19 protein-coding genes and 1 pseudogene are annotated in these 20451 nt (G+C 49.7%); 10 read left to right on the top strand and 10 right to left on the bottom strand.

Annotation, left to right across the window (positions count from 1 at the left end; translation table 11 throughout):
- Window positions 1–42: 42 nt before the first annotated feature.
- Window positions 43–849: a glycogen/starch synthase gene (locus BLP55_RS04800; protein WP_091141189.1), complete on the bottom strand. Its 807-nt coding sequence runs from the start codon at window positions 847–849 to the stop codon at window positions 43–45.
- Between the two features lie 108 nt (window positions 850–957).
- Between BLP55_RS04800 and panC the strand changes: the two genes are divergently transcribed.
- From panC to BLP55_RS04760, 8 genes are all read left to right on the top strand, one after another.
- Complete coding sequence (panC, locus tag BLP55_RS04795; RefSeq protein WP_091141188.1) at window positions 958–1821, top strand: pantoate--beta-alanine ligase; 864 nt, start codon at window positions 958–960, stop codon at window positions 1819–1821.
- A gap of 14 nt (window positions 1822–1835) precedes the next feature.
- Complete coding sequence (panD, locus tag BLP55_RS04790) at window positions 1836–2186, top strand: aspartate 1-decarboxylase (protein WP_091141187.1); 351 nt, start codon at window positions 1836–1838, stop codon at window positions 2184–2186.
- Window positions 2187–2198: 12 nt separating this feature from the next.
- A complete protein-coding gene (locus tag BLP55_RS04785; RefSeq protein WP_244503419.1) occupies window positions 2199–3218 on the top strand; it encodes a lysylphosphatidylglycerol synthase transmembrane domain-containing protein in 1020 nt (339 codons plus the stop codon).
- A gap of 55 nt (window positions 3219–3273) precedes the next feature.
- Window positions 3274–4416 (top strand): alpha/beta hydrolase-fold protein, encoded by a 1143-nt coding sequence (locus BLP55_RS04780; RefSeq protein WP_091141186.1) that lies wholly within the window; start codon window positions 3274–3276, stop codon window positions 4414–4416.
- Between the two features lie 6 nt (window positions 4417–4422).
- On the top strand, window positions 4423–5787 hold the full coding sequence (gene radA, locus BLP55_RS04775) for a DNA repair protein RadA (RefSeq protein ID WP_091141185.1): 1365 nt from the start codon (window positions 4423–4425) through the stop codon (window positions 5785–5787).
- A 20-nt stretch (window positions 5788–5807) separates the two neighbouring features.
- Window positions 5808–7778 carry a transglycosylase domain-containing protein gene (locus BLP55_RS04770; protein ID WP_091141184.1) on the top strand — a complete coding sequence of 657 codons (1971 nt, stop codon included), beginning with the start codon at window positions 5808–5810 and terminating at the stop codon, window positions 7776–7778.
- Window positions 7779–7865: 87 nt separating this feature from the next.
- Window positions 7866–9269, top strand: coding sequence for a PQQ-dependent sugar dehydrogenase (locus BLP55_RS04765; RefSeq protein ID WP_091141183.1), 1404 nt, complete (start codon window positions 7866–7868; stop codon window positions 9267–9269).
- A gap of 146 nt (window positions 9270–9415) precedes the next feature.
- Window positions 9416–10804, top strand: coding sequence for a PQQ-dependent sugar dehydrogenase (locus BLP55_RS04760; protein ID WP_091141182.1), 1389 nt, complete (start codon window positions 9416–9418; stop codon window positions 10802–10804).
- A 1-nt stretch (window position 10805) separates the two neighbouring features.
- On the opposite strand, the gene BLP55_RS04755 is transcribed toward BLP55_RS04760, so the two are convergent.
- The 4 genes from BLP55_RS04755 to BLP55_RS04740 all read right to left on the bottom strand — a co-directional run bounded on the left by BLP55_RS04755 (window position 10806) and on the right by BLP55_RS04740 (window position 14502).
- Window positions 10806–11843 carry an aldo/keto reductase gene (locus tag BLP55_RS04755; protein WP_091141181.1) on the bottom strand — a complete coding sequence of 346 codons (1038 nt, stop codon included), beginning with the start codon at window positions 11841–11843 and terminating at the stop codon, window positions 10806–10808.
- A gap of 74 nt (window positions 11844–11917) precedes the next feature.
- A complete protein-coding gene (locus tag BLP55_RS04750) occupies window positions 11918–12613 on the bottom strand; it encodes a class I SAM-dependent methyltransferase (protein ID WP_091141180.1) in 696 nt (231 codons plus the stop codon).
- A 37-nt stretch (window positions 12614–12650) separates the two neighbouring features.
- Window positions 12651–13610, bottom strand: coding sequence for an OmpA/MotB family protein (locus tag BLP55_RS04745; protein WP_091141179.1), 960 nt, complete (start codon window positions 13608–13610; stop codon window positions 12651–12653).
- Window positions 13611–13740: 130 nt separating this feature from the next.
- On the bottom strand, window positions 13741–14502 hold the full coding sequence (locus BLP55_RS04740; protein ID WP_091141340.1) for an exodeoxyribonuclease III: 762 nt from the start codon (window positions 14500–14502) through the stop codon (window positions 13741–13743).
- 117 nt (window positions 14503–14619) lie between these two features.
- Between BLP55_RS04740 and BLP55_RS04735 the strand changes: the two genes are divergently transcribed.
- A complete protein-coding gene (locus tag BLP55_RS04735; protein ID WP_091141339.1) occupies window positions 14620–16422 on the top strand; it encodes a GNAT family N-acyltransferase in 1803 nt (600 codons plus the stop codon).
- Window positions 16423–16474: 52 nt separating this feature from the next.
- Window positions 16475–17062, top strand: coding sequence for a hypothetical protein (locus tag BLP55_RS04730; RefSeq protein WP_091141178.1), 588 nt, complete (start codon window positions 16475–16477; stop codon window positions 17060–17062).
- A 2-nt stretch (window positions 17063–17064) separates the two neighbouring features.
- Here the strand turns inward: BLP55_RS04730 and BLP55_RS04725 are convergent, their stop codons facing one another.
- From BLP55_RS04725 to proC, 5 genes and pseudogenes are all read right to left on the bottom strand, one after another.
- Window positions 17065–17481, bottom strand: a complete 417-nt coding sequence (locus tag BLP55_RS04725) for a DUF2752 domain-containing protein (protein WP_091141177.1) — start codon at window positions 17479–17481, stop codon at window positions 17065–17067.
- Window positions 17481–17855 carry a VOC family protein gene (locus BLP55_RS17425; RefSeq protein WP_394331909.1) on the bottom strand — a complete coding sequence of 125 codons (375 nt, stop codon included), beginning with the start codon at window positions 17853–17855 and terminating at the stop codon, window positions 17481–17483. Before BLP55_RS17425 ends, BLP55_RS04725 begins: the two co-directional genes overlap by 1 nt.
- Window positions 17856–17891: 36 nt before the next feature.
- Window positions 17892–18836 (bottom strand): annotated as a pseudogene (locus BLP55_RS04720) (2-hydroxyacid dehydrogenase); the annotation flags it as partial.
- Between the two features lie 558 nt (window positions 18837–19394).
- Window positions 19395–19544 (bottom strand): hypothetical protein, encoded by a 150-nt coding sequence (locus BLP55_RS17145; protein ID WP_211516805.1) that lies wholly within the window; start codon window positions 19542–19544, stop codon window positions 19395–19397.
- 125 nt (window positions 19545–19669) lie between these two features.
- Window positions 19670–20443, bottom strand: a complete 774-nt coding sequence (gene proC, locus BLP55_RS04705; RefSeq protein ID WP_091141173.1) for a pyrroline-5-carboxylate reductase — start codon at window positions 20441–20443, stop codon at window positions 19670–19672.
- Between the last annotated feature and the right edge of the window lie 8 nt (window positions 20444–20451).

Below are 20451 nucleotides of genomic sequence, written 5' to 3'. Positions count from 1 at the left end.
AAAAAAGAAGCAAAAATCGAATTCAATTTCATGTGTAAAAGCTTATAGCACCGTGTTTTTGTAAAATGCCGTGTAAGCCTCGGCAAATTTTTCTTTGGCGACGAAAGGTAGAAAAGGTTTGCCCGATGATTCTATAAATTTTGTTAAACTTGCGGGCAGGTTTTCGGACGCGATTACCACGGCATCGGAGTGGTTGACGGCCGTCTTGAGGATGTTCTCGTAATTGGGCGTTTCAAGGAAACTGATGGCCTCTTGCGGCACATTGTCGAACTTGACCTTGTTCATCATTTCACTGTCGAGTGTGCCCTCAAACGAAGGGGTATAAACCGACGTGACGATTTTGGTATCGGCAAACAACGCTTCATCCTTGTAGTAATGTTTCATGTAAATCGGCAAAAGCGACGCGAGCCAGCCGTGCACGTGGATGATGTCGGGTACCCAATTGAGTTTCTTGACCGTTTCGACCACGCCTTTGGCGAAAAAAATAGAACGCTCGTCGTTGTCGGGATACAGCACGCCGTCTTCGTCGGTAAAAGTGGCCTTGCGTTTGAAATACTCGTCGTTGTCGATGAAATAAACCTGGATGCGCTCCTTGGGAATCGATGCCACCTTGATGATCAGCGGCATGTCAAGGTCATTGACCACCAGGTTCATCCCCGAAAGCCGAATGACTTCGTGCAATTGGTGTCTGCGCTCATTAATATTCCCGTACCGCGGCATGAAGATCCTGATTTGCCCACCCTGATCGTTGATCATTTTAGGCACGTCGTAAGACATCAAAGAGACTTCATTTTCAGCCAGATAAGGCACCACTTCAGATGATACGTACAATATCCTCTTATCCTCCATATCCAAAATTTACTTTACTTATTGTCAACAAAAAACACGCAAAAGTACAAAATTTTGCGCAGTTAACCACTAAAAGATTAAGTTTGCACCGTATTTAATCGCTACTGCATGCTCATTTTCAACAGCCCGGCCGATTTGCAGGCCCACTTGAAATCGGAGACGCCTGTACGCGGGAACCGCCGCGAGAAAAGCATCGGATTTGTACCGACCATGGGCGCTTTGCACGAAGGGCACCTCTCGCTTTTGCGCGAATCGATGCGCGAAAACAACCTGACGGTCATCAGTATTTTTGTCAACCCCACGCAGTTCAACAATCCCGAAGACCTGGCCAAATACCCGCGCACGCTTGACGCCGACGTGGCCAAGATCGAAAAACTCAACCCAAAAATCATCGTTTTTGCACCTGGCGTAGACGACATGTACCAGGGCAACACTGTATCGAAACACTACGATTTTGACGGACTCGAAAACCAAATGGAGGGCCGTTTCAGACCCGGACATTTTGACGGGGTGGGCACCATCGTACACCGTTTGTTCGAAATCGTAAAACCCGACAACGCCTATTTTGGCGAGAAGGATTTCCAGCAGTTGCAGATTGTCAAGAAATTGGTCGAAAAAACCAAGCTGCCCGTCAACGTGGTGGGCTGCCCTATTTTTCGCGAACCCAACGGACTGGCGATGAGCTCGCGCAACGAACGGCTTTCGGCCGAGGAACGTGAAAAAGCCGCTGTCATCTACCAGACGCTGCTGGCTGCCAAAAAGCGGTTTGGCACGGAAAATGCTAAACGCGTCGCCGATTTTGTGACCGATACGTTCGAAAAAACAGCAGGTTTCGATTTGGAGTATTTTGAGATCGCCGACGAGGCGACTTTGGAACCGATCGCAACGATCGAACCGGGTAAAAAATACCGTGCGTTCATCGCCGTGTTTGTTAACAAAATCAGATTGATCGATACTATTTCATTAAATTAAATTACCTTTGCCCCATGCAAGTTCACGTAGTAAAATCTAAGATCCATCGCGTTACGGTTACGGGCGCCGATTTGAATTACATCGGCAGCATCACCATAGACGAAGCGCTTATGGAAGCGGCCAACCTGATCGAAGGCGAAAAGGTCTCGATCGTCAACGTCAACAACGGCGAACGACTCGAAACCTACGTCATCAAAGGCAACCGAAACAGCGGCGAAATCACGCTCAACGGTCCGGCGGCTAGAAAAGTACACCAAGGCGATATCATCATCATCATCGCTTACGGCATTCTTGACATCGAAGAGGCCAAAAAGTTCAAACCTGCCTTGATTTTCCCCAACGAAAAGAACAACTCGTTGTCTTAAGCCCTTTTTACCGTGCAAGAAAACGCCGCTCCCGAAGCCAATACCGATGACGTTGCTGGCCAAAGTGGCGTGAAAAGCATGTTGGTCAAATGGCTGTCGATCCTCTTGCCGATCCTGCTCGGTATTTACCTGATTGTCTATACCTACGAAAAATTTACGCCCGAGCAAATTGCCGAGATCAAGGGCTACTTCAACAACGCCGATTACCTTTACATTTTTGTCGCGGCCGTCATCGCCGTCCTTGGCAACGCGTCGCGCGCCTACCGATGGAAATTCGCGCTCGAGCACATGGGCTATCGTTCGCGGTTCAGGAACAACTTCATGGCCGTCAACATTGGCTATTTGTTGAACCTGACCGTTCCCAAATCGGGCGAGATTTCGCGTGCGGTCATCGTCAAAAAATACGACGGCATCCCGTTTGACAAAGGTTTTGGCAGTATTGTGGCCGAACGCATCGTAGACATGGTCATCCTGCTGTTGTTCATGCTTTTGGCCGTTGTCTTGCAGTTCGATATCGCCAAGGCATTCATCCTCGACAAAATCCCGCTGAACAAATTGGTCATCGCGGCCATAGTAGGCGTGTTCGTATTTACGGCGCTGCTGATGGTATACCTGTACTCGAAATCGCCCTTGATCCTCAAACTCAAAAAACACGTAAGCGGACTCAAAGAAGGCGTTTTTTCGATTGTGCACATGGAACAAAAATGGGCTTTTTTGCTGCACACGATCTTCATTTGGGCATCTTATATTTTGATGTTTTGGGTAACGATATTTACGTTTGAGGAAACCAGCAGCCTATCGTTCGGGGCTGTCGTGACATCGTTTGTCGTGGGCAGCATCGCCATTGCGTTCACCAATTCGGGGTTTGGTTCGTACCCGTTCCTGATTTCAAAAATCCTGCTCGTTTATGCCATTTCAGAAACCGTGGGCAACGCTTTTGGTTGGATTGTTTGGACTTCGCAAATGGTCGTGGTGGTGGTGCTCGGCGCGCTATCGTTTTTATTGCTTCCCGTCTTAAACCGAAGCAAATAATTCTTACCTTGGGGTCGATTTCATAAAAAACATCGATTAACCAACAAAACATTCCATGAGAAATCTGTTTTTATGCATCGCATTCTTGTGCGTTGTACCTGTCCAGTCCCAAAAGACAGTCGAAATCTTAACCTCAAAAAAACTCAATGGCGACCGCGAAATCATCATCGGACTGCCGCCATCTTACGAAAGCAACAAGTCGAAAAAGTACCCGCTTTTGGTGCTGCTCGACGGCGATTACCTGTTCGATGCGTTCCAGGGCGCGCTCAATTATGGCGCCTATTGGGACGACATTCCCGAAATGATCATCGTGGGTGTCGTCCAAAACAAAAAAGACGAACGCTATACCGACTGCGCCGTAGACGAAACCACGGGGCTGCCCGCCGAAAGCGGAGAGGCCTTTTTTGAATTCATTGGCCAGGAACTCGTGCCGGCGATCGAAAAAAATTACCGCATCGCACCGTTCAAGATGATTGCGGGCCACGACACCACGGCCGGATTCATGAATTTCTATTTGTACAAAGACCAGCCGTTGTTCGACGCCTACATTTCGATGAGCCCCGAATTGCCGCTGGGCATGGAAGAACAATTGCCCGAGCGTTTCCAGGCCATCCAAAAAACGATTTACTACTACCAATCGACGGCCGACGGCGATGTCAAGAAAATGCAGCAACGCATCCTGAAGCTCGATGCCGAGGCCAAGAAAATCCAAAAACCGACGTTGCAATATTACTTCGACGAGTTCAAGGGCGCCTCGCACTACTCGCTTGTGCTGCATTCGATCCCGAACGCTTTGTACGACTTTTTCCAGATTTACCAACCCATCTCGACGGCCGAGTTCGATCAGAAAATTGCGGTGCTCCCGTCGGGCTATGTCGATTATCTGGTCAAAAAATACGAAGTCATCGAAAAATCGCTGAGCATGGATTTGCAGATCCGCCTTAACGATTTCAAGGCGATCGAAGCTGCCATCCTCAAAAACAAGGCCTATGGCGAGTTCGAGCAATTGGCGCAATTGGCCAAGAAAAATTATCCGCAATCGATGCTGGCCGACTACGAGTTGGGCATGATGTACGAAAAAACCGGCGACATCAAAAAGGCCATCAAGCACTTTCAAAACGCGTTTCAGAAAGACGAAATCGGCGATTTGACCAAGGACATGATGCTCGACCGCGCCGACGAACTCAAGAACATGTAACTTTTTATGTCAAAAATCAAGACGGCGTTCTTTTGCCAGCATTGCGGCACGCAATATGCCAAATGGCAGGGCCAATGCAACGCTTGTAAGCAGTGGAATACCATCGTCGAGGAGCTGATCCAGAAAGACGAAAAACAAACCTGGAAGACCACGACTTCTAACGAATCCAAACGCGCGCCCAAACCGCTCAAGGTGGGCGATATCGATTCGGCGCAGGAAATCCGGATGGATTCGTTTGACGGCGAACTCAACCGTGTGCTGGGCGGCGGGATTGTTCCCGGGTCGCTCATTTTGCTGGGCGGCGAACCCGGCATCGGCAAGAGTACGTTACTGTTGCAGATTTCGCTGCGTTTGCCCTACAAAACCCTGTATGTTTCGGGCGAGGAAAGCCAGAAGCAAATCAAGATGCGCGCCGAACGCATCACGGCCAAAACCGACAATTGCTACATCCTGACCGAAACCAAGACGCAAAACATCTTTCGCAGCATCACCGAGATTGCGCCCGACATCGTCATCATCGACTCGATCCAAACGCTGCACACCGACTACATCGAATCGTCGCCGGGAAGCATTTCGCAAATCAGGGAATGTACGGCCGAACTGATCAAATTTGCCAAGGAAACCAACGTTCCCGTGCTGCTCATCGGCCACATCACCAAGGATGGCACGATCGCAGGGCCCAAAATCCTCGAGCACATGGTCGACACGGTTTTGCAATTCGAAGGCGACCGCAATCATGTTTACCGCATCCTGCGTTCGCTCAAGAACCGTTTTGGATCGACGGCAGAATTGGGCATTTACGAAATGCTGGGTTCGGGTTTGCGCGAAGTAGCCAACCCGTCGGAAATATTGATTTCGCACCGCGGCGAAGAACTCTCGGGAACCGCAATCGCGTGTACGCTAGAAGGCATGCGCCCGCTCATGATCGAAATTCAGGCGCTGGTGTCGACGGCCGTTTATGGTACGCCGCAACGTTCGACCACGGGTTACAACGCCAAACGGCTCAACATGATTTTGGCCGTTTTGGAAAAACGCGCGGGATTCAGATTGGGCACCAAAGATGTGTTCCTGAACATCACCGGCGGCATCACCGTAGACGATCCTGCGATCGATTTGGCTGTGGTGGCCGCGATTTTGTCGTCGAACGAAGACATCCCGATTGGCGAGGGTTACTGCTTTGCGGGCGAAGTCGGGCTTTCGGGTGAAATCCGTCCGGTGAACCGCGTAGACCAACGCATTCAGGAAGCCGAAAAGCTCGGGTTCACGACCATATTCGTGTCCAAATACAATAAAATCAGCCTCAAAAATACCCAAATCCGCGTCAAGCTCGTCTCGAAAATCGAAGACGTGGCGGGCGAATTGTTCGGATAAAAGTTTTACCTTTAATTGTTATGAAGTCCACAAAAAGAACGGCCAGACAAAAAATATTCCTTGCGCTCAAGATCGTCGGCGTGCTTTTTATCTTGCTCGTGGCCGGGGCGATGTTTTTCCGCGATGCGATTTTGCAAAAGGCGCTCGTCGAAATCTCGGACAAGATGGACCGCGATTACGACTGTACGTTTTCGGTCAAACAGGCCCAATTCGACGGACTGACCACGGTAGACATGCAGGACATCCGGCTCGTTCCCAAAAAGGCCGACACCTTGTTTGTCATCGAATCCATCCGCGCCAAAGTCAGTTTCTGGAACCTGCTCACGGGCGATTTGCAACTCAGCAGCCTCGAGGCGCGCAACGGTTTCGTCAACCTGGTCAAGGACGCCAACGGCAAGAACTTTCAGGCGTTTCTGCCCAAGAAAACCAAAACCGAACAACAATCGGCCAAAAAAACCAACTACGCCGAACTCGCCTACAAAATCCTCAACCAGGCGCTCAACCTGATCCCGACCGACATGAAGCTCGAAAACCTGTCGTTGCGCATGGACGATATGGGCAAACGCGCCAAACTGAGTTTGATGTCGATGTCGCTAGAGGACAAAAAACTCGAGAGCGCGATCCAGGTGCAAACCAATACGTTTACGCAGCGTTGGCGCATCACGGGCATGGCCGATCCGCGCAACAAGCAAACCGATTTGCGGTTCTTTAACCTCGATACGGGAAAAATCAAGGTGCCTTATTTTGACGAACGGTACAATTTGAAGGCTGCGTTCGATTCGATAAGGCTTAAGGTCGACAACATCGATATGGACGGCCGCGAGCTGCATGTAGACGGGTTTACATCGATCACGAATTTGCACGTCAACCACGAAAAAATTGCGCGCAAGGACGTGGTGATCAAGGATGCGCAATTCGACTATCATTTTTTGTTTGGCGAACATTTTATCGCCATCGACAGCGCGTCGACGGCAACACTCAACCGCATCAAATTCCATCCGTATGTGGAATACAACAACGAAAAGGACAAGATTTACAAACTCAAGGTAGCGCTCCCGAAAATGAAGGCGCAGGATTTCATCGAATCGTTGCCCAACGGATTGTTCACACATTTTGAAGGCATGGAAGCCGAGGGTAATTTTGACTACCGTCTGCATTTCGAATACAACAAGGACAAGCCCAACGGCGTGGTGTTCGACAGCCAGCTCAACAAAGAAAACCTTCGCATCGTCAAATATGGCGAGGCCGATTTGGCCAAACTCAACGGTCCGTTTACGTACCGCGCCATCATCAACGACGTGCCGCAACGCCCGATATACGTAGGCAGTTCGAACCCGAACTACGCGCCTTTGTCGTCAATCACGCCTTATTTGCGCAAGGCGGTGCTCACCACCGAAGACCCGTCGTTTTTTTCGCACAAGGGTTTCATCAACGAAGCGTTCAAGCAATCGATCGTCAAAAACATCAAGACCAAGAAGTTTACACGCGGGGCGAGTACCATTTCGATGCAGCTCGTCAAGAACGTGTTTTTGACCCGCGACAAGACGCTGTCGCGCAAACTCGAGGAGATTTTGCTCGTGTACATTTTAGAGAACAACCGCATCGTAAGCAAGGAACGCATGCTCGAGGTGTATTTCAACATCATCGAATGGGGACCGAACATTTACGGCATTGGCGAAGCGGCGCATTTTTATTTTGAGAAGTATCCGTCGCAACTATCGCTCAACGAGTGTTTGTTTTTGGCCAACATCATCCCGAGCCCGAGACGTTTCATGTACCAGTTCAATTCGGACGCCAACCTCAAGCCGTATGCGCGCAACCGCGACCGTCATGTGCGCAATTTGATGTTGCGGCGCGGCGTGATCACGCCCGTAGACACCATTTATGAATTGCCGATCATGGTGACCGGTCCGGCGCGTTCTTATGTGCGTACCAAGCAGCAGCTGGTGCAGGAAATCGATTCGACTTCGATCGAGGAATTTGATTTTTGATGGAAATCGTGTAAGGTATTCGTTTTCAATCTGTAATCGATTGGACAAATATTGTTTACATTTACTTTCTAATCAAATACCAATCCTATGAAAACTAAAATTACCTTATTGCTTTTTGCACTATCGGTAAGTTCGGTTGCGCAGACCATCGCAATCCCCGAATTTGCCACCGGGCTCTCAGGACCCGTCGCCATAGCGCATGCCGGCGATTCGCGTTTGTTTGTCGTGCAGCAATCGGGTGCGATCCGTATCCTCAATGCCGACGGTACGGTCAAACCCAACAACTTCCTGACCTTGACCACATCCACGATCAGCACAGGCGGCGAACGCGGACTGTTGGGGCTTGCGTTCCATCCTGAGTATGCCACCAACGGCTATTTCTTTGTGAACTATACGCGCAGCGGCGACGGGGCAACGGTTGTCGCACGCTATTCGGTTGATCCGAACAACCCCGATTTGGCGCTCACCACCGGAACGCCTTTCATCACCATTGCGCAACCGTTCAGCAACCACAACGGCGGAACCATCAAATTTGGCCCAGACGGCTACCTCTACATTGGCATGGGCGACGGCGGAAGCGGCGGCGATCCGGGCAACCGCGCGCAAAACATCAACGACAACCTGGGCAAAATGCTGCGCATAGACGTAGACACGCCCAACGGCAATATTCCGTACAGCAACCCTGCCGACAACCCATTTGTCAACGCCGATGGCAACGACGAAATTTGGGCCACCGGACTTCGCAATCCGTGGAAGTTTTCGTTCGACCGGGGCAACGGCGATTTGTGGATTGCCGATGTGGGCCAGAATGCGATCGAGGAAATCAACCACGTGACCTCGACCACCGCCGGACTCAACTACGGATGGAAATGTTACGAAGGCAACGCGGTGTATTCGCCAGGATGCGCGAATCCGAACGTGACCTATACGTTTCCTGTGGCTACGTATTCCCATTCGGGCGGCGCGTGCTCAGTCACGGGAGGCTACCGGTATACTGGGACCACCTATCCGAACATGCAGGACAAATACTTTTTTGCCGATTTGTGTTTGAACCGGATCGGGATGGTGAACGTCAACACCAATGCGATTACCTACTCGGCGAATTTCTCGACGGGCAATCCGAACAATCCCGGTTTTAGCTGGACGTCGTTGGGCGAAGACATGAACGGCGAATTGTACATTGCTTCGGCAGCGCTGGGGAAAATTTACAGGATTACCGATACTTCGTTGGCGGTTGACCAATTCGCGACGACCACCATGGAGATCAAACCAAACCCCTCGGATTCGGAGTTTTTTGTCAAAATCGCCAGTGCAAACTACCCGGTCCATATCAAAATCGTAGACGCAAGCGGAAAGGTAGTACATGACCAGCAAATCGAGTCGGAGTTCACAGCCATTCCCACCGGACCGTTGGCCGGCGGAATTTATTTGGTCAATGCAACCGACAACAGGGGGGGTAAAACCACTTCAAAATTGGGAATTACGCATTGAGTAAATACCAAGGAACATAAATTTAAATGCGGTTTAATAGAAAGACCGCATTTTTTTATTCTCCTACCCAAAAAAAGCCGTTTCCATAGTTTTTGAATTAAAATTGTCAACGTTTTACTAACTTCGCGTTTGAAAACCCAAATCCTATGAAAAAAACAGACGCGCTTTTTTATTTACTCTTTTTATTAATTTCCGCTCCTTTTTTTGCGCAGAGTATCAACATAGTTCCATTCGCGAACGGTTTTAACACACCCGTAGAAATTGCGAATGCCGGCGACAACAGGCTTTTTGTTGTAGAGTGGGCAGGCAGGATCCGAATCGTCAATCCTGACGGAACCGTAAATCCGGTTGACTTTTTGACCGTCCCGAGTAGCATCATCATGACGGGGTCTGAACGCGGTTTATTGGGTCTGGCTTTTGATCCTCAATACGCGACCAATGGCTATTTCTACATTTGTTACACCAGTATGCCTGCGGGCGATGTAACCATAGCACGCTACACCCGCAATCCCGAAAATGCAAACCTTGCGCTTCCCGATAGCAGCTTGATCATCATGGCAATCCCGCACGCGCTGGGTGTTCACAACGGCGGAACCTTGAGATTTGGCCCCGACGGTTATTTGTATCTCGGGGTAGGCGATGGAAACAACACCTGGCCGTTACCCCACGCCCAAGATATCAATTTGAATTTAGGAAAGATGTTGCGCATAGACGTAAGCAATTCAAGCCAGGCCGTCCCTTACACCATCCCGCCGGGAAACCCTTTTGTTGGTGTCGAAGGCAACGATGAAATTTGGGCAGTTGGTTTGAGAAATCCGTGGAAATATTCCTTCGATCGTCAGGACGGAACATTGTGGATTGCCGATGTGGGCGAGTCCAGTTGGGAGGAAATCAACCATGTGGGATCTGGCCAGGCCGGACTCAACTATGGATGGAGTTGCTATGAAGGTGTTACCAATTTTGTGAACTGCGGGCTTCCGACATCAGAGGTGACTTTCCCGCTTACTACGTATGCACATACATCCAACAGATGTTCGATTATCGGTGGATATGCCTACTCCGGAACGACTTATCCAGATTTACAAAACAAATACATTTTCGCCGATTTGTGCGCCAATAACATCTTTGCCGCCGACGTAACCACAGGCGTCATTACCACTTCGGAAACGTTTACGGGCGACCCCTACTATTTCATGACTCTCGGTGAAGATTCAAGCGGTGAATTGTATGTCGCAGGTTCGAGCGGCATTTACAAGATTATCGATGCAAATCTGCACACCACTGGCTTCGATAAATTTGGTTTTACCGCGTTGCCAAATCCGGCGTCTTCAGAAATTTCGGTCAAGCTCAACAACAACAACTATCCGGCGCAAGCCAACCTGATCGACCTGCAAGGGAAATTGTTGCTGAGTCAAAAACTTGAATCAGAAGCGACACAAATTTATACCTCATCGCTCCAAAACGGTGTTTACATATTGTCGGTTACCGACAATGCTGGCTCGATTTCGAGTGCAAAAATGGTCATCGCAAAATAAATCAAGGTGCAGGATCGGGAAAGCGGTTTTGCACCTTTTCTATCTCCTTGATTACCGATTCGGATAGCGCGATTTGATGCGATGCGATGTTCTCGGACAATTGCCTAATGTTGGTCGCCCCGATAATCGTACTGGTTACAAAGGATTGTTTTTGGACAAACGCCAATGCCATCTGTGCGAGCGATAGTCCAAAATCGGAAGCAATTTGCTGGTACAATTTTGACGCCTCGCGTGTGGACTGCGAATTGTAGCGTGTAAAATTCGGGAACAGGTTCAGGCGCGCGTTCGGATCTTGAATTTCGGCTGCGTATTTTCCGGACAACAACCCGAAAGCCAACGGCGAATAGGCCAACAACCCAACATTTTCCCGGTAAGCGACTTCGGCCAGGTTCATCTCGAACGTTCGGTTCACAAGCGAATACGGATTTTGCGTGGTGACAATCCTAGGTAGATTGTGTTTGTTGCTTTCCTCGAGAAACCGCATGATGCCCCAAGGCGTCTCGTTCGAAACCCCGATGTGTCTGATCTTGCCTTCTGCAATCAAGCTTTTGAAAACTTCCAAAACCGATTGGATGTTGTCCTGCCACGCATCTTCCTCGGGCCTGAACGCACGCTGCCCAAAGAAGTTGACCTTGCGCTCGGGCCAATGCAATTGGTACAAATCGATGTAGTCCGTTTGCAGACGCGCCAGGCTTTTCTCTACCGATTCGCGTATCGTTTGTTCATTGAAACCCAAATCCTGTCGGATGAACGGCAGTCCGCGATTAGCACCTGCGATTTTGGTGGCCAACACAATTTCACTTCTCTTGCCGGATTTCTTGAGCCAGCTCCCAATGATCTTTTCGGTTGCGCCATAAGTAGGCTCGTGCGCCGGAACGGGATACATCTCGGCTGTATCAATAAAATTGACGCCTCTTTCTACCGCAAAGTCAATTTGTTCATGCCCTTCTTGTTCTGTGTTCTGTCGGCCAAAAGTCATCGTGCCAAGGCAAATGCTGCTTACTTTGACCGTCGTGTTGGGTAAGTTGGTGTGTGTCATTCAAAAGGTAAGACGTGCCGGGTTTGGAAAAAAGCTTTTCTCCAACCGCCGGCACGCCGATTTTCAATTTTGTATTAAATTTTACTGACTTCCCAAAGCCCCATCGATTTGTCTTTGTATTCCCCTTTTACCCCTTCGGTACAATTTTCGTTGATGATCACTATCGGGGTTGGCAAATTGAACGGTGGCAGCTGCAGGTTGATCTTTCTCCATCCGCCCGTGACAATATTGTGATTTTCTCGCTGTTCCGGAAAGGTGGTCGTGAACAAATACTTACAGCCCGAGGATTTGATATTGGCCAATGCTTTCAAAATATCGGCTTCGGACAAATGCACCAGACAATCCCGAACCATAATCATATCGTTTAAAGGCAGCGGATCTTCGATCAGGTTGATTACCTTAAACTCCCTGTTCTCGTTTTCGTATTTTTGCTTGTTTTTAACAATCAATTCTTCCACGATATCTGCACCTGTATACTTTACGTCGGACAGGTCAACATGCTGCATCCACTTAAAATCGCCGCATGGCAAGTCTAAAATAGACTTGATCTGTTTGTCGTTTATGAGTTGCGCGATGTCGCTTCGCAACGTCTTGGTTTGTTCAAGCTCCGATCCCGTCCCAGACGCGCTTTCAGAACTCTTCCAATAATTGCTGTTATAAATCTGAGTGAAAACTTCTCCAGTACTTTTGTTCTTAAACTTTGACACATCCCTGACCCTGTACCATTTCAACAGCCATTCCGGTGCAATGCGTTTGATTATCTTCTTCATTTGTTTATTTGTTTGCTTGTTTTTTTTTAGTGATTCTTTACAATTCGTTGAGCATCTTTGAAATCTCATCCAACTGTGGCGTCAGGATGATTTCGATGCGACGGTTCTTTGATTTTCCCTCGGCCGTGGTGTTCGGCATGATGGGTGCATACTCGCTGCGGCCCGCGGCGGTCAGGTTTGATTTGACCACCTTTTTGTTTTCGGCCAGGATCGATACGATGGCCGTAGCGCGCTTGGTCGATAAATCCCAGTTGTCGGCAATCGGGCCCGAGCCAGAATAGGCATCGTCGTCGGTGTGGCCTTCGATGAGTACCGAGATGTCGGGGTTGTCGCCCAACACCTTGCCCACCTCGACAACGGCTTTGCGGCCTTCGGTGCCCACGGCCCAGCTGCCCGACGAGAACAGCAATTTGTTCTCCATCGACACATAGACTTTGCCGTTCTTTTGTTGTACCGTAAGACCCTTGCCTTCGAAATTATTGAGCGCCTTAGACAGTGTTTCCTTGAGTTTTTTCATGGCCGCTTCCTTGCTGGCCATCATGTTTTCGAGTTCGGCCAAACGACGTGACGAATCGTCGAGGTCGTTGCGCAGTTTGTCCAAGCGCGACTTCTCGGCCGCGAGTGCTTTTTCCTTGTCCTCGAGTTGGGCGAGCAAATCACGGTTCTTGTTCATGTTGGCCGCGAGCGCGTCGTCGGAGTTTTTGGACAACGCATCATAAGACGATTGCAGCGCCGCCAGGTTGTTGCTCGCCGATTTATAATCGTTCGAGAGCTTGTCGCGCTCGGTTTTGGTCTTTGCGAGTTCGGCTTGGAGCGCCTTGTAATCCAGGTCGAGCTTGTTTTTTTCTTTTTCGCAATCCTTGCCTTCGTCCTGCAATTTGCGGTTTTCCTTGCGCAGGTTGGCGTATTTTTCTTCGAGTTCGTTGTAGACTTTTTTCGAGACGCACGACGTGCCCAACACAAGCGCGAGCGTCAAAATGGATAATCGTTTGATCATGGTTTTTACTTTATCTGGTTATGGTAATGTTCTTTGTTGTGGGATGCCCTAGCCCCGATTGAAACGGAAATCCTTTTTAACGGAGCAACGCGCAGTTAAAAAGATTGCAGTGCAAAGCGGGAAATGGCTCCTAGTCAATCTCGGCCAAAATCGGGCAATGGTCCGAATGTTTGGCCTCGGGCAAAATCACGGCGCGTTTGAGACGGTTTTCGAGCGGCTTGCTGACCAAAATATAGTCGATGCGCCAGCCTTTGTTGTTCGCGCGCGCGTTGCCGAAATTGCTCCACCACGTGTAATGGTGCGGGTCTTTGTTGAAATGGCGGAAACTGTCGATGAATCCTTCGTTGATGAACCCGTCGAGCCAACTGCGCTCTTCGGGCAAAAACCCCGACACGTTCTTGTTGCGCACCGGATCGTGTATGTCGATGGCCTGGTGGCAAATGTTGTAGTCGCCGCACACCACAAGGTTCGGATGATCCTTGCGCAGTCCGCGGATGTAGCCTTGAAAATCGTCCATGTACATGAATTTGTGCGGGATGCGCACGGCGTTGGTGCCGCTGGGCATGTAAAAACTCATGACCGAAATGTCGCCAAAATCGGCGCGGATGTTACGGCCTTCAAAATCCATGTGCTCGATGCCGGTACCGAAAGCCACGTGATCGGGTTTGATTTTCGAGAGGATGGCCACGCCGCTGTAGCCTTTTTTGTTGGCCGGATACCAGTAATGGTACGGATAGCCCGCGAGTTCAAAGTCGAGCGTGGGAATTTGCTCTTGAACGGCCTTGATTTCTTGCAGGCAAATCACATCGGGATCGGTGGCCTTGAGCCATTCGATAAACCCCTTGTTGATCGCCGCGCGTATGCCGTTGACGTTGTAGGAAATGATTCTCATTTGGTTGTACAAATTGGGTTTTCAAAAGTAGTAAAAAAGTGAAACTATCGCTTGCAAAAAACTGGCAAATTGGCGTTTTTTGCTATCTTTGCCCGGAGCACCAAAAACAAACAATCGATGGGTTTAGTAACCGCCAAAGAGGTCGCCAAGGCGATCAACGCTGAAAAATACGGAGTTTTCGGAACATTTGCCGGTTGGATGCTGATGAAGGCGCTCAAAATATCTACCCTGAACAAAATCTACAACAGACACAAGGACGAGCCCGGAATCGATTTCCTGAATTCGGTGATCGACGAATTCCAGATCAAATTCGAAATCCCCGAAGAAGACCTCAAAAGGTTGCCCAAAGACGGCTCGTACATCACGATCTCCAACCATCCGTTGGGTGGCGTAGACGGAATTTTGCTGCTCAAACTCATGCTCGAGCGCGAACCCAATTTCAAAATCATCGCCAACTTTTTGCTGCACCGCATCGAACCGCTCAAGCCGTTCATCATGCCGGTGAATCCGTTCGAAAATTTGAAAGGCGCCAAGTCGAGCGTCATCGGACTCAAGGAAACGTTGCGCCATTTGAGCGACGGCAAACCGCTGGGCATGTTTCCCGCGGGCGAGGTATCGACCTACAAAGACGGCAAACTGATGGTAGACAAGGAATGGGAAGAGGGCGCGATCAAGGTCATCCGCAAGGCGCAGGTGCCTGTGGTCCCGATTTATTTTCACGCCAAGAACAGCAAGTTTTTTTACATGCTTTCGAAAATCAACGACACGTTGCGCACGGCCAAGTTGCCTTCGGAATTGCTCACGCAAAAAGACCGCGTGATCAAGGTGCGTATCGGCAAACCCATTTCGGTGGCCGAACAGAACGAGCACCAAACGCTCGAGTCGTACTCAGATTTCCTACGCAAAAAAACCTACATGCTTTCGAATGCGTTCGAAAAAGACGAATCGTTTTTGAACAGTCAAAACCTCAAGCTGCAAAAAAACCCTAAAAAAATCGTGGCCGCGGCCAGCAAGGAAAAGATGCTGTCTGAAGTCGAGATGCTGCGCAAAACCGACTGCCGACTCACGCAAAGCAAGAACTACGAGGTGTTTTTGACCGAGGCGGGCAAGATCCCGAACATTTTGCACGAGATCGGGCGTTTGCGCGAGATAACGTTCCGCGAAGTGGGCGAAGGCACCAACGAATCTTTGGACCTCGACCAATACGACAAATACTACCACCACATGTTTTTGTGGGACGACGACGCCAAGGAAATTGCGGGCGCCTACCGTATGGGCATGGGCACCGAGATTTTCAAGAAGTACGGCATAGACGGATTTTACCTGCAAGAATTGTTCAGGTTCGAGCCCGAGCTGTTCGACATGATGAGCAAGTCGATCGAAATGGGCCGCGCGTTCATCGTGGGCGAATACCAGCAAAAACCGATGCCGCTGTTCCTGCTCTGGAAAGGCATCGTGCATTGTACGTTGCGTTACCCCGACCACAAGTATTTGATTGGTGGCGTGAGCATCTCGAACCAGTTTTCGAATTTCTCGAAATCGCTGATGATCGAGTTCATGAAGTCGCATTATTACGACCCGTATGTGGCGCAGTATGTGTACCCGAAAAAGGAATTCAAGGTGAAATTGAAAGATGCCGACAAGGATTTTGTGTTCAACGAAGCCGAAGCCGACCTCAACAAATTCGACAAGATCATCGACGAGATCGAACCGGGGAATTTGCGCCTGCCTGTGCTCATCAAAAAATACATCAAGCAAAACGCGCGTGTGATTGCATTCAACGTCGATCCTTTGTTCAACAATGCCGTCGACGGATTGATGTACATCCGCATCGCCGATTTGCCCGAGAGCACGGTGAAGCCGGTGATGGAAGAATTTCAGGCGGAATTGGAAAGAAAATTAACCGAAAAGGATGAATAATTTTCTTTTTCGAATATAAGTTTTATATTGCCTTGATTTTTAGTCTGTTCACATGGAAATTCAAGGAAATAGTATCACCACTTCTAGCAACGAAACATACCACCTTTATGTTTTTACTGGTAAAGTCTTGGAGAGTTCCAAGAATTTAGAGACCCGTGTATCCGGAAGCGGCGGCGGTGGTTTCGTGTACAAAGGCACCGGAGGCTCTTCAGATGTTACCATTAGGTCTAGAACACTTGTACACGACCAGCTCTTTTTGCTTTCTGAAACGGGAGAAGAACGAAGTTTTCAGTTGCAAGATTTTAATTTGGCTTGTCGTGCCGATCAAAATCTATCCATTTTTTGGGCAATCAAACAAGGTGACGAATACGGACCGTACCTTGCTGTATACAATCACAACACCAATAACATATTCTTTCAACACAATGTCATTGACAATATGTTTTCGTGGCGGCCGTTACAGAAAAAGACCTCCGACGTATTGATTTTTTGTTTGTGCATATTGGGTTATTTCTTGATTATCCCATTGATATTTGCGTATCGAAGAGGAAAAAATCTTTACGAATACTGGAAATCACTCAAAACCGAAAAAGAGCAGTTCAAAAATCACGTGCTAAGTCTCGCTCAAAATCGCATTTGAACTCAAATTCCTTTGCAAACGTTCCAAACGCCGTTGAGCAGAATCAAAATCACAAACACTACTACCCATCCTTTGTGTTTAACCATGTCTTTTTCGACAGAAAGATAGACGCGGTGCAACGTGTCTTTTTTGAACAGCAGGTCATACACGAGCAGACCCGGCACGAGTACAGCCAATAGGCCTACGACAATCCCGATCGGATTCATCAAAAACGCGCCTGCCAGGTCACCGTCGAACAACAACTTGACCGACCGCGTTGTCCCGCAAGTGGGGCACGGGTAACCCGTCAGGCTCTTGAAAAAACAGGTTTTCCAGCCCAGCATTTCGAACCAATCGTTGCGAAAGTAACTGATCGCAAAGTACAGCGCGCCCAGCAAACAAGCCACGCCGATCAAGCTGTATAATCCGTTTCTGGACATTATTGGAATGCCGAATCGATGGGTTCCCACAACTCGATCTTGTTGCCTTCGGGGTCGAGTATCCACGCAAACTTGCCATAGTCGTAGGCTTCGGGCGTACCCACGAGCGTCACGCCTGCCGCGCGAAGTTTATCGAGCAAGCCGTCCAAATCGTGTACGCGGAAGTTTTGCATGAACTGCTTTTCGGACGGGTCGAAGTATTTGGTATCGTCGGCAAACGGCGACCACTGTGTCGAACAATCGTTGCCTTGTGCGTCTTTCCACCAAAACGTACAACCCCATTGGTCTACGTTAAGCCCGAGGTGCTGGCCATACCAGTCCTTGAGCGCCGTCGGGTTTTGCGACTTGAAGAAAAATCCACCAATGCCCGTCACGCGTTTTTCGACGGGTTCGGGCCCGGTCGCACCAAAATACTTCGCCTTGATCTTGTCTACAATCACCTGCGCGAGCCGCTGGTGGCTTTCGAATGTCCAGCCTGCGATGTGCGGCGAAAGAACCACCTTGTCCGATTGCAACAAATATTGGAACGCCGCGGGAATATCGCCGTCGTGGAACAAATGCTCGAACGACGATTTCTCGTACTCGAGTACATCAAGCCCCGCACCCAGTATTTTGCCGCTTTCGAGCGCCGACGCCAAATCGGCGGTGACGACGTTTTTGCCGCGCGACGTGTTGAGCAACCAGAACGGTTTGGAGAACGCGTTTATAAAATTTGTATCGACCATCTTATCGGTTTCGGGCGTCCATGGAATGTGCAAACTCAACACATCCGACTGTTGTTGCAGCGTTTCGAGCGAAACCTGTTGGGCGTTGGCATCGCCTACATTGTCGAGAATATCATAGCACAATACCTTGACGTCGAACCCGAGCAGTTTTTTGGCGAACGACTTGCCCATGTTGCCATAACCGATGATTCCGACCGTCTTACCATCGAGTTCGTGCCCGCGGTTGCCCTCGCGGTGCCAATGGCCTTGGCGGATTTGCGCATCGGCTGTATTGGTTTTGTTGAACAACGCGAGCAGCATGGCCAGCGTGTGTTCGCCCACGGCGTTGCGGTTGCCTTCGGGGGCTGCGATGAGCGTAATATTTCTGGATTCGGCGTGTTCGACATCGATGCTCTCGAGCCCGGCACCGACACGTGCGATGAATTGCAGGTTGGTCGCTTGGTCGAGGAACGCCTTGTCGATCTTAAACCGGCTGCGGATGACGATGCCGTGGTAGTTTTGGATTTTGGCTTCGATTTGTTCTTTGCCCGATGTATAGTCTTCGTCGTTGGTGAAACCCGCTTGTTGCAATTGTTCGAGCAACAGTGGGTGGTTGGTGTCGAGGTGGAGGATTTTTATTTGTGGTGTCACGTTGGTGTTTTTTCAAATTTACGAAGAATTGCAAAACATTAAGTTTTGCAATTCTATCGAGTTTTCGCTACCGCGGGTCTACTTTTACCTCATCGGTTATTACCTTTTCAAGGTATTCGGTGAACCTCGCAACAAAAGTAACAAAAATGCGTAGCGGCACACTTTCTCGGCTAAAAATCAACTCCGTTCGCTAAGCCAGCTGAACTCGGCTGCGCCTCAAACAGCACCTGGCTTTTAACGCTCACTGCATTAATTTTCTTAACGCCTCGACAGTGAATGCCGCGCCAGGCAGGAACGCAATATTTGCATTTTTGGCTTGCCCGCGGCGCCAAAAATCCGCACGAGGGATGTTTTTCAAATTTGGAGGTATCATCTCGATTGGGACGTTCGTCGTGCGAGTCCCCCGCGGGGGAAATCTTCCGGCTACGACAAACTTCCCGGCGCGTTGGACGAACGCACAAAGCGGACGATTGATCTTCTATCTAAGACGAACTTTCTTCGTGAGGCGGGCGCATCGACCTTGCAGGCGGGCACCAGCCGTTCGAAGATGGCGCAAAATTAAAAGCTGTCTGAGCCGTAGGCGAGTTCTTTTAATTTAGCCATCGAGAACATGGCTGGTCGCCGAAAGGTCTGCGCCTGGGCATTTTTGCTACTTTTGTTGCCAGACAAAAGTAGACCCGCGGTAGCGAAAACACCAAAGAATTTCAAAACTTGAAGTTTTGAAAGTAGCTCAAGCGACGCAGTCAACCCCTAGCCCCGATTGCAGTGAAAATCCTTTTGCGGCCGCAGCGCAGCGGAGGCCGTAAAAGATTGCAACGGAAAGCGGGAAAAAGCTACTCCCTAATCTTCATCAAAGAAGTCTTAATCCCCTTAATCAACGACGAACTAAAACCCTGGTGCTCCATTTCGTTGAGCCCCACGATGGTGCAGCCTTGCGGTGTGGTGACGCGGTCGATGAGTTGCTCGGGGTGGATTTTTTCTTCGAGCAGCATTTGCGCGGCACCTTTGGCGGTTTGGGCAGCGATGGCGAGCGCGGTTTGCGAATCGAACCCGATTTCGATTCCGGCCTGCATCGAGGCGCGGATGTAGCGCAAAGCATAAGCGGTTCCGCACGCACCGAGCACTGTGGCCGCATCCATCAGCTTTTCTTCGATCACGGGTGCGGTACCGAGTTTTTGGAATACCGAAACGACATTTTGTGCGGCCGTGCGGTCTTTGTCGTCAAACGCGATACACGTGGCCGACTGTCCGAACTGGATGGCGATGTTGGGCATGATGCGTACGATAGCATGGTTCGGGAGGTGTGCGCGAATGTCGGCAACCGACACCCCGCTTACGGCCGACGCCACGACGGCGTTCCCAAGTTTGCCGCCGATTTCCTGAAGCACCAACGCGGTTTGGTAAGGCTTGACGGTCAGGATGACCAAATCGGCTTGGTCGATTTGGTGGGTATTATCGGCAGAAACGGTGATGCCTTTTTGGGTCAAGTGCTGGATTGCATCGGTATGCCGACGCGTCACGGTAATGCGCGTCTGTTTCGCGAAATCGGCCAAACCCAAAGCGATGGCCACCCCAAGGTTACCGCCGCCAATGATGTGTATGTTCATGTTATTTG

The organism is Flavobacterium caeni (assembly GCF_900101895.1).
GTDB classification, from domain to species: Bacteria; Bacteroidota; Bacteroidia; order Flavobacteriales; family Flavobacteriaceae; genus Flavobacterium; species Flavobacterium caeni.
The sequence above is the reverse complement of the archived record's forward strand: the minus strand, read 5'-3'. Positions and strand labels throughout refer to the sequence as shown.